The organism is Collinsella sp. MSK.8.10 (assembly GCF_019041915.1).
In the GTDB taxonomy this organism is placed as follows: domain Bacteria; phylum Actinomycetota; class Coriobacteriia; order Coriobacteriales; family Coriobacteriaceae; genus Collinsella.
In genome coordinates this window covers 15,062-30,165 of record NZ_JAHPYF010000012.1, presented here as the reverse complement: position 1 = coordinate 30,165, position 15,104 = coordinate 15,062, and the positions used below count along the sequence as shown (strand labels likewise).

Below are 15,104 nucleotides of genomic sequence, written 5' to 3'. Positions count from 1 at the left end.
GGCGGCGGTATCCGCCTTCGCGGCATCGAGGGCGGCCTTGGTGTCATTGACGGCCTTTATTGCATCCTGCTCGCGCTGCTGTGCCTCTGCGAGCTTCGCGGCAAGATCGGTGAGGATGTCGAGGTTCGACTGTGCGTCCTCGAGATTGGTCTGGGAGCCGGTAAGCCTGTCGGCGGCAACGCCGGTGTCGGCCTTTGCGGCATCGACGGCACGCTGGGCATCCGCGAGGACGCGTGCGGTGGCGTCCGCCTTTTGCTCGGCGGCGGCGAGGACGGTCGCCTTCTCGACCTGATCGGCTGCCGCCGCGTCATGGACGCTCTTTGCTGTATCGAGCGCCTTCTTGGCGTCGGCGACGTCCTGGAAGAACTTCGCGAGATCGGCGTTCGCAACCGTGACGTCCTGCTGCTTGGCCTCGGTGTCCGCCTTGGCGGAATCCAGCTTGGTCTGTGCGGCCGTTACGGCTGCGTTGGCGGCATCAAAGGCGACCTGTTTCTGCTGGACGGTCGACTTTGCCGTATCGACTGCCGCGTTGGCGGCATCGAGGTCCGATTTCGCCGCATTAAGCTCGGTCTGGGCATCCGTGACGCCCTGCTGCTTGGATGCGAGATCAGCCTTTGCGGCATCGACGGCACGCTGGGCATCGGTAACACCCTGCTTTGCGGCATCGACATCTGCCTGTGCGGAATCCGCTGCGTCCTGCTTCTGCTGGACGGTTTCAGCGGCGTCGGTGGCTGCCTGCTGCTTGGATGCGAGATCGGCCTTGGCTGCGTCGAGTGCGCTCTTGGCGTTCTTGAGACCGTTGATATAGGAGGTCAGCTTCTGCTCGTACTCGTCGACGGAGATGGGGTTCATGTTCCAACCGGAGCCGGACCAGCCGGAGATCTCTGCGGTGTAGCACTGCGTCTGAAGCCCGGACATGGTGCCCTTGGTGCAGGTTGCCATTCCCATAACGGCGAGTTCGGGATTGATGATGTTCATGTAATGGCCGACGGTGCCGCTACTGCCGTTCTCCCAGTGGCAGTTGTCTGCAATCCAATGGTTGATTGCGACACCGTTCTTTGCATAGAAATCATAGGCATCCTTGCCGACAAGACCGGTGACTCCATAAAGGGCCTCCGTTGCCTTGTCGAAAAAGCCCTTCTCCTGCTCGATCCACTGCCCACTCGGATCGATTCCGTAATTCCATGCCAGGTTTTCGGCAAAATCATATTGACGGGCATGATCGAGCACGGTGTCGCTGTAGTTGGCATCTGCGATCGCACCGGCGATGAGCTTGTAGGTGACATGGAGCTCGGACAGGCCGACCGACTTGCGGTAGTCGTTGACGGACTTCATCCACTTGATCGCATTGAGCATATTGTCAAGAGACGTGGCGTCCTTGGAGTTGCCGACTTCGGTCTTTCCGGCATATTTGGCGTTCAGGATGATGTTGACTGCGTCATCGGCACCCATGGCACGGAAGAAGCCGATGGCTCCCTGCTTGAGCTGCGCGTCGGCGGAATCGAGTTTCGCCTGTGCCTCGTCGACCTTCTGCTGCGCGGCGGTCACGGCGGCGTCTGCGGTATCCTTTGCGGCCTTGGCGTTCGCAAGCTCTACGTCGGCGGCGGCCTTGGCGGACTCAGCGTCCTTGACAGCCTGCTTCGCTGCATCCAGCTTGGAGATGGCGTCGACGTTCGCCTGCTTGGCGGCATCGAGGTCGGCGTTCGCGGCATCGAGTGCGGACTGGGCGGCGTTCACACCGGATTCGGCATCGGCCGCGGCCTGCTGCTTTACGAAGAGGGACGCCTGGGCATCATTCAGCTCGGACTGCGCCGTTGCCGCAGCGGACTGTACCTGCTCGAGCTCGGACTCGCACTGGGACTGTGCCGCTCGTGCGGCAGCGAGGGCTGCCTCCGCGTCCGCGACCTTCTGTTTTGCAGCATCGTACTCCGGGCCGCTGGCGCCTGCCTCCGCTGCGGCGAGGTCGGCTTTCGCCTTCTCGTAGGCGGCGCTGGCGGCTGCGGTCTTCGCATCCGCCGCGTCCTTGTTCTGCTTGGCTGCGGCGAGAACGGAATCGGCGGAATCCTTTGCAGACTGGGCCGCAACCAGCTTGGACTGGGCATCGGCAAGCGTCACGTTGGCGTTGTCCAGTTCGGCCTGTGCCCTGTCCACGGCAGCCTGGGCGTCGCGCACGGCCTGCTCGGCGGCACTGATTGCCTCCGGGGTGGCGCTTACGGCATCTGCCTTGGCTTTATCGAGGGCATCCTTGGCATCCTGGGCCACCTTGAGGGCGGACTGGTACGCTTCGTCCTTCTCGGATGCATCCGCCTTGGCGTCCGCGAGACCCGCCTTCGCCTGCTCGAGGTCCTTGCCGGCGGCATCGGCGGCGTCCTTGCCCTCCGCGACCTGACGGGCGTACTCGTCCATCGCCGCACGGTCGGCTGCCGTGCCGGCGCTGACTGCAGAATCGTAGGATGCCTTGGCCTGGTCGCGGGCGGAAGCCGCCTCGTTGTAGGGACCGGCGGCCTCATCGTAGGATGCCTTGGCGGCATCTTCCTTCGCCTTCGCCTCGTCGACCGCCTTCTGCAGATCCGCGATGGTCTGTGCGGCGGATTTCGCGCCGGTACCGGATGTCGCGCCGGCATGGGCGGCGATCGGCGACATCACGGCGGGGTGCTGCGTGCCCCCGTCACCGGTCTGGGCGAATGCCGTGAACGGTGAGATGAGGCTCGATCCGGTCATGGCGGCCATGGTCGCCGCGGTGACGGTCAGACGCGCGATCCCCTTCGGAGTGTGAATCTTTTTGCTTGGCAGTGCGGCGAAGTGATCGCCACCGGCGGCGAAATGCTTTCCCTGAGTCATTGCGCTGTTCCATTCCTTTTCCGTGCCCTATCCGACTGGGCATCAGAGTGCTTTCCAATAGAGATAATTATGCGCCTTAACTGGGATTGTTGTATATAGTCCGTTGGCTTTTATACAACAATCCATGACTCTTTTTGTCATGGATACGAAGACGCTTCAGAAATCATTCGGCATGAGATGCAAAGAGCTCCGCGCTGGACTCGGGTGCAGCCAGGAGCAGTTCGCCAATTTGATTGAAATGGATCGTTCCTACTACGCGAGCATTGAAGTCGGGCGGCGTAATGTCAGCCTCTCAAATCTCAAGAAGATTGCCGACGGATTTCAAATCAGCATTGCTGAACTCATGAGAGGCGTCAGCTAAATTTATCCGTCTCATAGTTCACAGTGGGTCTCGTTGATTAGTGCCTTAAGAAAATGGAAATCGTCCCAACGAACTATCGTCAATCGTCCCAATAAATTACCGTCAATCGTCCCAATAAGTAATCGTTATTTGTCCCAACGACGCAGATAGACGCTATAATTTCAAATGAATGATTGGAGGGAAAGCCGATGGATAGGTATATAGGACGTTGTGTTGACTGCTTGGTCGAGCGCGACCTTGGCATTTTTGGTGCAGTGCTCATTCAGGGGCCGAAATGGTGTGGAAAGACAACGACAGCTCAGAGATTTGCCGAGTCATCGTTATCTCTCTCCGACCCATCTGGCGGTTTTGCGGCCCTCCAGCTCGCTCGTCTCGATCCGGCCCAAGCAATTGTCGGACCGACCCCGAGGCTTGTCGACGAATGGCAGGAAGAACCGAAGCTATGGGATGCCGTGCGATTCGAATGCGATGTCAGGGGAGGGGAGCCAGGACAGTTCATTCTCACCGGATCTGCGACGCCGCGAGCCGAGAACCAGCCGATGCACAGCGGTGTGGGTCGAATCGCCCGTTTGCGGATGGATACCATGACGCTTTTCGAGCTCGGTATTTCGTCGGGAGCGGTCTCGCTTGGTGCGCTGCTCGATGGCGATTCCGTTGCGGCGTCACTCGGATCCATCGCCGGTATCGCCGGTATCGCGGATTTGCTCTGCCGCGGCGGTTGGCCCCAAGCGGTCGGTAAGACAACTGCCGACGCAATGCGGATAGCCGCCGCCTATATTGACGGTGTTTGCGAGTCTGACGTTTCGAGGGCGGATGGAGTGAAACGCGACCCGGTTAAGGTAAGGGCCTTGCTCTCGTCGCTTGCACGCAATGAATCGACTCTTGCCGGCATGAGGTCCATCGAAAGGGATTTGGGCGTTGACGTCTCAAAGAATACGATTACCGGCTACATGGACGCGCTGCGCCGTATCAATATCGTCGACGATGTCCCCGCGTGGCATCCGGCTCTCAGGTCGCCGGTGAAGTTGCGGCAGGGCGCGAAGCGGCACCTTGCGGACTCATCGCTCGCCGTCGCCCTCATCGGTGCGGACCCGGAGTCGTTGTCATCCGATCCGAAGACCCTTGGCTTGCTCTTCGAATCCCTTGTGCTGCACGATCTCAAGGTTTACGCGGCGGTCAGCGATGCGACCGTATCCCACTACCACGACGCTGACGACCTAGAGGTCGACGCGATTGTCCATCGTCGTGACGGCTCGTGGGTTGCCGTTGAGGTCAAGCTTGGGAGCCCCCAAGTCCCAGAGGCAGTGGAAAATCTGCTTCGACTCGAGCGAAAGCTGGTCGATCGCGGGGAGAGGCCGCCTGCGGCGAAACTCATCGTCATCGGGTTTGGTATGCCGGCTCACGTAACTAGCGAAGGCATCGTTGTTGCTCCGGTCGATACGCTCGGAATCTAAATCATTGTTATTTGCATTTCCAGAAATCCTCTATCTAGACGCCTCCTAGAGGATTTCTGGAAACAACCGGTATTTTGATCTGGGCTACGAAAGGTTACGGATCCAGATTCCGTGCTGCGTGGAGCCGGTGATTTTGTATCCATAGCGGTCGATTCACGCCGCAAGCCTGTCCCAGTCGATGCGTTTCCAGTTGCCGCCCGGCGCGTGGTTCACGATGAGCCCGCCGGCGACCATGAGCGCGTGGTTGCGTGCCTTGCGCGCCTCGCGCGCGAGCGCCCTCTTCTTGTCCGAAATCTGGACCTCGGCCTGCTTCTTCTTGCATTGAAGCCTGAACCAGGTTCAGCTGGCATGGTTAAAACGGGGGCGACGCTTTTGCGTCGCCCCTCGTCCCAGCCGGTTGCTTTAGTTGTACACACGGTAGTTACACTTGAACTGGGTTATGTGTCCATAGTTTGAGCCGTACCAACCCGACGTATAGCTGATTGCCTCTGCGCCTAGATAGTCGTAGCCCTTGTTGTAGCGAAGCTGACGGTAGGTCGTGTCGTACTCTGCTACGTAAAACGTGTCTCCAGAGAAGGCTTTGTACCGGTCCTTAACCGTCGAAGCCATGTACGCGGGTTCGACATCGCCTTTCTCCCCGTTGAGCGCATAGACGGGTGCCGCGATTCCGCATAAAGCCGTTGCCACGAGGATGGCGTAGACAGCCATGCGCGACGCATTGGACTTCAGCTGTTCAAATAGTTTCATGTCATTCACCTCCTTCGTATGTATCGAGGTATTCCTGCTTGAGCGTCTGCGAGGACGACTTGATCTTTTCCACGAGCGTGCCGGCCTCGATGAAGTAGAACGAGTTGGTAAGGTCTGCCAGGTCGTCGAGTAGATGGCTTGAAATGAGCACGCTGCGTCCCCGCGCCACTTCGCTGCGCATCGCGTCGCAGGAGGTTTTCCGTTTTCCCGGATCGAGGCCGTTCAGCGGTTCATCGAGGATGAGGTACGGGCAATCGGTCGCTATCGCCATGGCAAGCTTTACCTGCTGCTTCATTCCTGTCGAGAGTTTACGGGTCGGCTTGTCGAGATATGGGGAGATTCCGAGGGAGTCGCAGAGCGAGTCGATGTCGGCGGCCGATTTCCACGCCTCCCTAACGAAAGCAAGGTGCTCGATGGCCGATAGCGTGGGATAGAGATCCGCGCTGCCCGAAGAGCTCAGGTAGACGAGTTCTGCAAATTCGGCTGATCGACGTTGGCTGATTCCGTCTGCCGCCAGGCTTCCCGAGCGGATGCGGGTGGGAAATTGGCCCGACAGCGCTTCAAGAAGGGTGGTTTTCCCCGAGCCGTTGGGAGCAACGAGGCCCGCCGCCGTTCCCGGGCTCAGGAAAAGCGACCCGATTGAAAGTATCGTCGTGCTTCCGTATCCCACGCTCGCGTCTAAAAGCTCGAGCCCATGGTGCTTTTTCGCGGGTCCAGGCTGTTTGGGGGAACGTGTCGCAACGGCGCCGACCGTAAAAAAGACCGCGACGTATGCCAGGGCCACGGCAAGCATCGATGCGCTGCCTGAACCGGAGCCAATGAATTCTGTCGGGAAGCATCCTACGTAACCCGTTGCCTCGATAGGCGAGAATACGGGCAGTGGCAGGAGCCCGAGCACGGCGTTATGCCCTAGTGCCGAATCGGACAGTAACGGGAATGCCGGGGCCGCGACAAGCAGCGCGGAGGTAAGGGGGCCCGCGAGGACGCGCCTCGTTGCGGTCGATAGGACGGCGGAGCAAACGGATATCAAGGTTCCGCCCGCAAGCAGCGCGAGAAGCAGGGCTGTGAAGACGTTTCCCGCGGTCGTGGTGGTAAGCGCGCCGTCATGGAAGAAGGCGATCGGGTACCCAATTTGCCCGAAGCCGTTTAGGGCCAAGGCGTAAATGCCCCCGGGTGCGAGGCCGGCGAGGAGCATCGCGGTCCCCGCGGCGATTATCGAAAACACGATCTGGATAAGGCGCCGGAATTTGGGCACGGGCGCCTTCGCCGCCAGGGTCCCGGGCCTTGTGGCCCCGAGCACGAGTATCGACGAGAGAAGGAAGGGGATGAAGGGAAGGAAAGACGGCGCCGTGGCAATGGCGTAAGGCAGGAAGGAAAGGAATGGCAGGTCGTTTGCGGAGGCCGGGATATCCGTGATGCCGGAGCTGCTCAGGGCACGGCAATATGCGAGCGCCGCGTCATTGGTCTCTCGGTCTCCCACGATGGACCCGGATTGGAAGCCTTCGCCCATGAGCGCGTAGTAGCTCTCGGCAGAATCGAGAAAGGCGGCGTCGGTTTGAGCGGCAAGGGCGGCGTTCGCGTATCTTGCAAGCTCCGCGTCGACTTGCTGCTCTGGCGATAGGTCTGTGCCGCTGGCCTGGGGCGCGCGCGTATTGAATGCGTCGACAAAGCCCTGCATGCCCTGCTTCATAAAGAAGGGGCCGTAGATGGGTGAATTGAACGCAATGGGGACGGAAAAGGCTGCAGCGAGAACGAGCGTACAAATCCATACGGCCTTGTCTCTTAGGATTAGTTTGAGAAGAAGTCGACAGTACATTTAGAAGCACCTACGTTCCTCAAAGAATTGTTAGATTAAAAGTAACAGACCGGATGAAGATACGTGCGACGGGGGCGAGGCGAATGGCTGAGCGGTATCGATATGCGAGTTCAACGGTATTATATTGACCACATAGATTATCAAAACCGTCGAAAAACCTCTGGTTTCAACTACGGGGAGTGTCAACGGTATTCACTTTTTCAGCAATGCCGTATTTACGTAATGTCGTTATTACATAGTTCTGTTATTTCGTTTTGCCGTGTGCCGGGTTTTAGGGCAGAGCCCTAAATCGTACGCCGCCGGGCAAAACGCAGTTTTGTACGGCGGCGTACGACTCTTGCGGAACCAAACTATGACACAACGCAACTGTGTCATAACGTAACTACGTAGTAGCGTAGCTGTGCGATAACGCGATTACGGCAAATCGAAATAACAGAACAACGTGACTGTGGAATAGCAGAACAATTGAACATTGAACTAATCGCGCCTGAAAATTTTCCGCAAGTGTCGTGCGCCGCCGTACAAAGCCCGGCGGCGCACTAGGGCTCTGCCCTAAAAACCCGGCGCCTTTGGCGGCGTTAAAAAGTGACGCAATAACGTTGTTACGTTATTGCGTTATTACACAGTTCGGCAGTCACACTTTTACATTGTTGCGGCATGACACAGTTACGCAATGTCTCCGGTGCGTCTCGGTAAAAGGTTCGCTACCGGACAGCCACCGGACACCGAGGCGATCTAAGCGCGGCGATGGTTTGCCGTGAAATGTGCTGTGAGATGAAAAATCTCGCAAGAGACGCAAACTTGTACCTCCATCGTAAATGTAGCCACAAGTTCGCAGCCGTTGGCTCTTGCCAGGGCTCCGCCCTTGGACCTGGGTCGGTAAGTCGACTGCGACTGCATCGGTTGATTGATGGCAGTTGGAATCGACGCCGTAGTTTTTAAATCTGTTATGAAGCGTGAAACTCAAAAACTCATCGTATTGATTTTCATTTGATTCGAAACGCCTGCGCAAAAGTCGAAACGGCTCGCGCGGGCGTTTCGGTTTTTCGTTTCGCATCTCAACTCGCGTCAAAACAAAACGCGATTTGAAAATTGATAGCGACCGAAGGTCGCGATCATAGGCGGCTTGACCGCCGCATGAAAACCGACTCGCTAATCCGAATCGCAATGCGAGCCGCGTCACCTTTCGACAAATCCAACAGCGCTGCGAGTCACGCTAATGACTCTCCGCGCCATTGAAATTGTCGAAAGCTGCCTCAACTTTTTCGCCGGCGTTGCGAAAAACGATTCGACAAGTCGAATGTTTGCGCCGCGGGCGGCGCAAACCCGCTGCGCGATATTGCAAATACTCGGCATCCCTCGCATTCGCAATATCGCTTCGCTCTCGCTACAGCGAACTTCTAACGCTCAGCATCCTTCGCGTTAAAATTTCGCTTTCGCTCACGGTCTTCACGCAGTTACGACGCCGCGAGGCCTCTCGCTTGGAATGAGGCCTCTCATTCCACGTCTACACTGCGTTTCGCCCAATCCCCGTTCCGGAGATTGCAAGATGTACGTAGATGGCCATAATTACATGCAAGCATGAACTATGGCCATCTACGATCTTGCTTTTCCCTCACACGGGAAAAGAAGACAGGCAAAGCTGAGTTCCACTTTGTGCGCGAAGCGGCTTCGCCTCTGAGAAAAATTCGGCGGACTTTTCCAAATCTTGTTTCGGAGGCCACTCCGAAACTGAAGGGATAAAAATGAGACGAAATGAGAAAGTCGAAGCGACGTTGACCGCTGAAGAAAAAGAAATTCTTCAGCACCTCTGTGACGAAGCTGGTTGCACGGAAGCTGAACTAATCCGCTCCGTTTTGATTAGCCGTTCGATTTCTCTCGACGAACTTGAGACTGGAAAGAAAATCGAGCACGAGAAAAATAAAGCGCTGCACAACTGCAAGCGCAAGCACGCTCCAAAAAAATCTGGCGAGTGCGGTGAAGCCATCGCCGAGAACGCCGAGAAACGTGACGTTTCGTTTCATGTGATGCTGACCGCTCCAGAAAAAAAGGCGATCGAACAGCGGGCGGCAGTGCTTGGCGTTTCTGTAAGCGAGTTGGTTCGTCGCAGCGCGATCTACGGAAAGATTGAATCATTCAATTTCAATGTCGCGGAAGTTGAAAAACTCCATCATGAGTTATTGAAGGAAGGAACAAATCTCAATCAGCTGATTTACTTCGTGAACGCCCAGGGGCTTCCCGCGTACAACGAGAAGGCTGTTTTCCGCACACTTGAAAAGGTTTACCAAAATGCTCGAAGGGTCGATCGGTTTATCGAGGAACTTGAAAAGCGTTATCACGTTGACTATGTTCCCCACGACTATCTGGCAGATGAACCAGACAACAGAAATCTTTAAGTCGGAACGCAGCTGGATCAGTTTTGCAATTGAGTGCAATTACTCGTTTAGCTATAACTACTGAGTAAAATCGAAAGGAGATGGCAGAAGAGATTGACAGCCATTAAACAGAAAGCAGTCAGCTCGTACCCCGCCTCGCTAGCTTGGCCCTGCCCGAGTTTTCGGGGAGGTGGTCGCTATGTCCGAGTTCCGTTTTATGATCGTCGCTCTTCCTCTGGTGACCATTCTGGCCATTTTGGGCTAGGGTAAAACCTGTCCTTTAAAGACCAAAGCCGCCCTGCCTGGGACGGCTTTGTTTCCTCGATTATCAACTTCATACGGACGCTCCCCGCATTCATCCGCGTGCGTACGGATGAATGCGGGGCTCGATACCCCGGCTGCCTGATCGCCAGCCCGCCGGGAAATCTCACTCCTCGATAAAAGCCGGCACCCAGTTAGTTCTGTGCATCTTGAAATCGCCAGTCTCGTGGGAGACGTAGAGAATGCCGTCCATCCCGTCTCGCGATGCATATGACAGGTGAACCGAACCGCAATCCGCTCCATCATCGTCGAGAAGATCGAACGAATTCGGATCGCTCGTTGCGGCCAAACGACCACTCATACAAGAGCCATCGCCATTACAGATTTGCCATTCCATGTCTTCGCCTGCGAGAATCGCCATAGACGGCCCGGTCGCGCTATCGCTGACATACATCCCGTCTATGCCAAACCAGTTTTCAGCGCCATCGATAAACGATTGCTCGGACCTATCGGCCCTCAAAAGGAAACCGTATCCCGTTCTGGAGTGGGGGCTGCGGAAAATTGGACTGTTATCTGGTTCGGATTGGAGTATGCGTGAATCGTTGATGCTGGCCGGTGTGGGAGCGAAGAGGGATGAACGAACCGAGCGGTATAATGCCGCGCTATGGAGGTCATATGCTCTTTTCCCGCCGTTCTGCCACATATGCCTGCGCCATTGTGCTTATCGTAATGGCGGTCACCCCTTATCACCGGTTTTCATCTTCAATTGGCTTGGTATCAGGCGCAATGACCTGGCTCGTTATCCTTGGCGCATGCCTCGCGGCGTTTGGTCATGGTGTTGCGCTCCGCAAGGGGAGAGAAATAAGGCGGCCGGGGTTCCTTGGCGCCTTCGGTATTTTCCTTGCTACTATTGCGGCGGTTCCCGAGTGGGCCGACTTGGCCTTCTATGCTCGCGGAGATTCTATTCCGTTCGTGTTTGCGCCTATCTGGCTGTTGCGCGGCGTTTCATGCGCCTCGTGCTTTGCTGGGTCGTTGCTCCTCTCATATGTAATTTGGGATACGGCGGGCTTTCCTTTGACGCAGGGGGCGACGCGGGCTGACGAAAGAGAAACTCGTCATCCGCAGGACGCGATTTTTACAGAAACAATAGCCGTCATGTCTTGTCTGCTGTTCTGCTGTCGAGTTTCATGGAGAGTCATCCCCGAGCCATGGGGAATATCCTCTGCATCGGCCGCGCCAATTGGTCTTGCGCTTTTAATTCCGCTAGCCTATTTCGTATTGGCTGCGGTTCTGCTGTTTTTCTGCCCCTACGCCTTTGGTCGGGGACAGAGCGACGTATCTGCCCGTTCTGTGCTCGTGGCAGTTCCTATTGGCCTTGTTCCGGCTGTTGAGGTGGCATACTTCGCAAACGATGCCGCGATCATTGTGTCGCTGACGATGGGGTCCGCTATTGCCGCCTTCGTATGCACGTTGCTCAGGAAGAAGCGGAACAACGATTCGGATATCCCCCGCACGTCCGACCCATTCGATGCGGGGGCGTTTTCCCCCGCCCTGTCGCCTCGAGAAGAACAGTTTGTCCGACTGCTGCTCAAAGGAAAAACGCCGGCGGAAATTGCCAAGGAGACGGATACGAAGCCATCGACGGTGCGAACAACGCTTCACCGAGCATACGGGAAGGCGTCGGTTGCGGGCTCACGCGAGCTCGTGGCGTTGTTTGCGGACGAGGGTGATGCTGTAGGGCCCGAGCTGTCGCGGCGGCATGCTGACGATATGTTGGCATCAGCTCGGACGCGCCGGCTGTTTCGATACCTGCTCACATTATTTTTTATCCTCCTTGCAGCGGGCCCCTTGGTAATGGCGGATAGTTATTGGGGATCCGGTGTTTCATGGGCTGTTACCTTTTCTCTCTCAAGCTATGCATTGGGTCTCGGACTGCTTCTGTCGCTGCACTACGCGGGTGAAAAACTGAATCGTGAAGCTGCACTGACTAGAACGGATGGGGCGATTGGGCTCGGAAGCCCGTGCGTGTGGGCGATACTGTCTGCCGTGGAATGGTCTTTTGTCTATATCGCGGCATGGAGGTGCGTACGCGATCCGTTGATGGCTGTGCCGGTCCTGTTTTGCGGCATGACGTCTATGGCTTCGCTCGCTGTTGGGCTGTGTTCATTTAAGGCGCGTGGCCGTACTCGGGCTATCGTGCCGTTGGCGTTAATAGGTGTATCCGCTTTAATCTATGCAGCCACTAGGGGGCGAATCCATGGACTTGCGGTGCTGACGGGGATACTGTTCACATATATAGTGCTGCGTAGCTGTCCGCAGCGCAAAATGCTCGGGGTATGGATGCTTTGCTTTGGGGCGACGGCTCCTGTTTGGGCTGTCTTGCTCAACATGGCGCAGGATCTGATGGTTTTCGAGCCGTTGTTCCTTACTTCGTTGCTGGGGCAAAGTTCGGCTGTCAATGTCGTCGTGGCAACGGTGATCGTCTGCTGGTCTGCGCCCATGTTCGTCACGCACATCGCGCTCACCCGCTCGGTTGAGAACGAGAAGGCCGTCTTGGAGTACCGCGCGAACGGGCTTACCGAAGCAGCTCGCGTGCGCCAGCTTGCCCTGCTTGCGTCGCGCTCCCTTTCTGATGTTCAGTCGCAAATTTTGCTGATGACGGCAGAAGGCGCAACGACAAAGACCATTGCGGAGGATGTCGGTTACGCTGCATCTACGGTGCAAGCACTGCGGTCTGCATCTTACCGCCAGTTGAAGATCAAGAATAAAGCGGAACTTGTTTCATTGTTATCGCAGGTAGATAACGTGTAAACGCCTGAGCGATCAACTCAATAGCGGGTGTTTACAGACATCTTTCTCTATTCATGCAAAGGTTGCCGTGCGTCGACGCATTGTTAACCGCTTTTGATTGGAGAAGGCCATGATTAAGCCAAGGAGCGCTATTGCTCGAATCGGAGTCGGCTTGGCGATTGTTGCGGGCTTGTCGATGGGTGCACCTGCCGCATCATTTGCTCAAGAGGAGTTTGACACTTCCCAGGTTTCTAGCATTTCGCAGAGCGCGGATGCCGGAATTGCCACATGCAAGAACAACGAAGATAGAGATTTCGCTTTTCAATGTTCTGGCACGAGCGCAACCGGCTATCGCCAGAAAGAAGATTCATCTTCAGTTTACATTTGGATCAAAGGCTATTCAGGAAAGCCGTTACGTTTGTACGTGGACGGTGCCTATGACAATAGAGGAACGGGCAATTTGAATTGCACGCAGGGCGTGTATCGCTCCAACCATGAGCGTGAATGGGAGATATACAATCTCGTCCGTGAGAATAAACGCAGCTATGCTCGTCTGACTGCATGGGCCGAGTCCGGATACGGCACGGTCTATGGAAAGTGGAGCCCCGATTGCTTCGGCCATTTTAACAAACTTCCCTCCTAGCCAATCCGCAGCTTCTTGTTGTGATTAGGGCCGGGCCGAGTGTTGCTGCTCGGCCCGGCCGAAGGGAGGGTGATGTCGCTTGAATAGAAATCTAATGCGGCACGAGTTGTCCAAGATATTTGGCAATCCTATATTTGCGTTGACCCTTATGGTTGCAACTGCAATTTCGATGGCGGCTGCCATTGAGGCATGGTGGACGCTCGAGACTGAGCGCAAGCAGCTGTTATCGCTTGGCTATGGCGTTGGTTTGCAAGCCCAGGCATACCTCGGCCAAACGCGTGAAAGTAGCTTTGGTAACTGGATCGTTGTGAGTGCAAATGCACCGCTATCGGCATCAGTGTTTTTCTATGCGCTGCCGTTGCTTGCCATGTTGGCCGGGTCGTGGTCATGCCTGTCCGAGCGTTTGAGCGGTTACGAGGCACAGATCTGCACGCGTGTTTCTAGAAATGCATATGTGAACGTGAAGATGCTGTCTGCTTTCCTCTCTGCGTTTGCGGTCACGGCTATTCCGCTACTCGTGAACTTTCTGATTGTCTCCATGCTGTTTCCCGCGTATCTCCCCCGAGTCGACGAATCGACTTACGTCGGACTCTATCTGCATAGCTATTTTTCTGGCCTGTTTTATTCCCGGCCTCTGTTATACGTGCTGGTTTATACGCTGTTCGATGCGGTGGCGCTGGGGGTTCTATCCATGGCCGTGACCGGTCTGTCGGTTGTGTTTCGCAGCAGAATCAAGGCGATGGTCGTTCCATATCTGATTATGGTTGCATGGCATTTTGTTAACGACTGGATTTTTAGCGTCCTTTCATGCGTCGGCTTTAACTGCAACATTCTTAACAGCATCAGGTCGGAATCACTAAATAACTGGCCCGACATTCGAGCGGGGTTTGCGGAAATCATTTTGCTGTTCGTCTTTTCTTTGATTTCCGCGAGATTCTTAAAAAGGCGCGAGGTGGTCTGATGCTGTTTAGGCTGGTCGCTGCGGACCTGAGGACCGTTTTGAAGAAGAACATCGTTACTTTTATTGCGGTTGCGGCAGTGACCGTTGCGAACTTGGTGTACGCCTACGGATTGTCTTCTGTGTATGGGGTCAGGACGGATACCTTGGGGTTTGCGGATAATCTCGCGCTCGTGTTTGCCGGATCTGCTCCGTTTGAGCCTAGGCCCGGGGTCATGTTTGTGCCTCCGTTAGGGTGGCTATTCCTCATTCTGCTTATTCTCTATACAACACTCGATTATCCGACCGAATCGTTGCACGGGCTTGGTTTACAAGCACTTGTTCGATGCCGGGCAAGAACCCTTTGGTGGGCCTCGCGTTTTATCTCAGTGGCGGCGGTAACGGCATTTTCACTGCTCGTGGTGGTTTGCTCTGTTGTGATTTGGAGCTTGGTGGTGAGCTCCTCGTTCAGCGCGGTCATTCATGGCGAGTCGCTTCAGCTGGCTAATTTGGCGCCGTGGTTTCTCAAAGCTGCCGAGGCAGATGCGCTGCCGTTTTTCACAGGTCTCTTTCTTGCTTTCGAGGCGCTTGCGTTTGCGCAGGCAGTGATTGGCTTTGTACTTGGGCCGTCGGTCTCGTTTGTGGTTTTAATGAGCTACCTGATCTGTTCGGCATTTGCGCGGCATTGGGTGCTGTTAGGCAACGCCCTAATGCTGTTGCGCTGGGGCGGAATTGTCAAAGAGGGAATCGCGACGGGCTCGAGCGTCTTGTTTTCAATTGTGATTATGTCGTTATGCCTATCGTTGGGCGGAGTGTGGTTTCGAAGGGCCGACCTTATAGAAAAGGGGGACAAGATATGAGCGTGATCGTTAGGGACGT

At 56.0% G+C, this 15,104-nt stretch carries 11 protein-coding genes; 7 read left to right on the top strand and 4 right to left on the bottom strand.

Features of this window, described 5'->3' with window-relative positions; all coding sequences use genetic code 11:
• The coding region (locus KTF55_RS09760) for a hypothetical protein (RefSeq protein ID WP_217108554.1) at nt 1-2,841 on the bottom strand (2,841 nt) is incomplete at its 3' end.
• Nucleotides 2,842-2,980: 139 nt separating this feature from the next.
• Here KTF55_RS09760 and KTF55_RS09755 point away from each other — a divergent pair.
• Together KTF55_RS09755 and KTF55_RS09750 are read left to right on the top strand one after the other, a co-directional pair.
• The gene (locus KTF55_RS09755; RefSeq protein WP_205215037.1) at nt 2,981-3,202 is read left to right on the top strand and encodes a helix-turn-helix domain-containing protein; all 222 of its coding nucleotides are present in this window, start codon (nt 2,981-2,983) and stop codon (nt 3,200-3,202) included.
• A 188-nt stretch (nt 3,203-3,390) separates the two neighbouring features.
• Nucleotides 3,391-4,656, top strand: a complete 1,266-nt coding sequence (locus KTF55_RS09750) for an ATP-binding protein (protein ID WP_089572636.1) — start codon at nt 3,391-3,393, stop codon at nt 4,654-4,656.
• Nucleotides 4,657-5,058: 402 nt separating this feature from the next.
• On the opposite strand, the gene KTF55_RS09745 is transcribed toward KTF55_RS09750, so the two are convergent.
• Together KTF55_RS09745 and KTF55_RS09740 are read right to left on the bottom strand one after the other, a co-directional pair.
• Nucleotides 5,059-5,403, bottom strand: a complete 345-nt coding sequence (locus KTF55_RS09745; RefSeq protein ID WP_147487040.1) for a hypothetical protein — start codon at nt 5,401-5,403, stop codon at nt 5,059-5,061.
• Between the two features lies 1 nt (nt 5,404).
• Nucleotides 5,405-7,219 (bottom strand): ABC transporter ATP-binding protein, encoded by a 1,815-nt coding sequence (locus KTF55_RS09740; RefSeq protein ID WP_217108553.1) that lies wholly within the window; start codon nt 7,217-7,219, stop codon nt 5,405-5,407.
• 1,745 nt (nt 7,220-8,964) lie between these two features.
• On the opposite strand from KTF55_RS09740, the gene KTF55_RS09735 reads away from it, so the two are divergent.
• The gene (locus tag KTF55_RS09735; protein ID WP_217108498.1) at nt 8,965-9,615 is read left to right on the top strand and encodes a hypothetical protein; all 651 of its coding nucleotides are present in this window, start codon (nt 8,965-8,967) and stop codon (nt 9,613-9,615) included.
• 406 nt (nt 9,616-10,021) lie between these two features.
• Here KTF55_RS09735 and KTF55_RS09730 read toward each other — a convergent pair whose 3' ends face one another.
• Nucleotides 10,022-10,558 carry a hypothetical protein gene (locus KTF55_RS09730; RefSeq protein WP_217108497.1) on the bottom strand — a complete coding sequence of 179 codons (537 nt, stop codon included), beginning with the start codon at nt 10,556-10,558 and terminating at the stop codon, nt 10,022-10,024.
• On the opposite strand from KTF55_RS09730, the gene KTF55_RS09725 reads away from it, so the two are divergent.
• The 4 genes from KTF55_RS09725 (at nt 10,531) to KTF55_RS09710 (ending at nt 15,085) form a co-directional block, all read left to right on the top strand.
• Nucleotides 10,531-12,666, top strand: coding sequence for a LuxR C-terminal-related transcriptional regulator (locus KTF55_RS09725; protein WP_217108496.1), 2,136 nt, complete (start codon nt 10,531-10,533; stop codon nt 12,664-12,666). The genes KTF55_RS09730 and KTF55_RS09725 overlap by 28 nt on opposite strands.
• A gap of 109 nt (nt 12,667-12,775) precedes the next feature.
• Nucleotides 12,776-13,288 carry a hypothetical protein gene (locus KTF55_RS09720; protein WP_117778762.1) on the top strand — a complete coding sequence of 171 codons (513 nt, stop codon included), beginning with the start codon at nt 12,776-12,778 and terminating at the stop codon, nt 13,286-13,288.
• A 94-nt stretch (nt 13,289-13,382) separates the two neighbouring features.
• On the top strand, nt 13,383-14,249 hold the full coding sequence (locus tag KTF55_RS09715; protein ID WP_217108495.1) for a hypothetical protein: 867 nt from the start codon (nt 13,383-13,385) through the stop codon (nt 14,247-14,249).
• 38 nt (nt 14,250-14,287) lie between these two features.
• Nucleotides 14,288-15,085: a hypothetical protein gene (locus KTF55_RS09710; RefSeq protein WP_217108494.1), complete on the top strand. Its 798-nt coding sequence runs from the start codon at nt 14,288-14,290 to the stop codon at nt 15,083-15,085.
• Nucleotides 15,086-15,104: the final 19 nt, after the last annotated feature.

Bases quoted from the DNA above. Each gene is read 5' to 3' on its own strand.
- KTF55_RS09750 (WP_089572636.1), top strand. From the start codon at position 3,391: ATGGATAGGTATATAGGACGTTGTGTTGACTGCTTGGTCGAGCGCGAC.
- KTF55_RS09755 (WP_205215037.1), top strand. From the start codon at position 2,981: ATGGATACGAAGACGCTTCAGAAATCATTCGGCATGAGATGCAAAGAG.
- KTF55_RS09740 (WP_217108553.1), bottom strand. From the start codon at position 7,219: ATGTACTGTCGACTTCTTCTCAAACTAATCCTAAGAGACAAGGCCGTA.
- KTF55_RS09725 (WP_217108496.1), top strand. From the start codon at position 10,531: ATGCTCTTTTCCCGCCGTTCTGCCACATATGCCTGCGCCATTGTGCTT.
- KTF55_RS09730 (WP_217108497.1), bottom strand. From the start codon at position 10,558: ATGTGGCAGAACGGCGGGAAAAGAGCATATGACCTCCATAGCGCGGCA.
- KTF55_RS09735 (WP_217108498.1), top strand. From the start codon at position 8,965: ATGAGACGAAATGAGAAAGTCGAAGCGACGTTGACCGCTGAAGAAAAA.
- KTF55_RS09745 (WP_147487040.1), bottom strand. From the start codon at position 5,403: ATGAAACTATTTGAACAGCTGAAGTCCAATGCGTCGCGCATGGCTGTC.
- KTF55_RS09715 (WP_217108495.1), top strand. From the start codon at position 13,383: ATGCGGCACGAGTTGTCCAAGATATTTGGCAATCCTATATTTGCGTTG.
- KTF55_RS09720 (WP_117778762.1), top strand. From the start codon at position 12,776: ATGATTAAGCCAAGGAGCGCTATTGCTCGAATCGGAGTCGGCTTGGCG.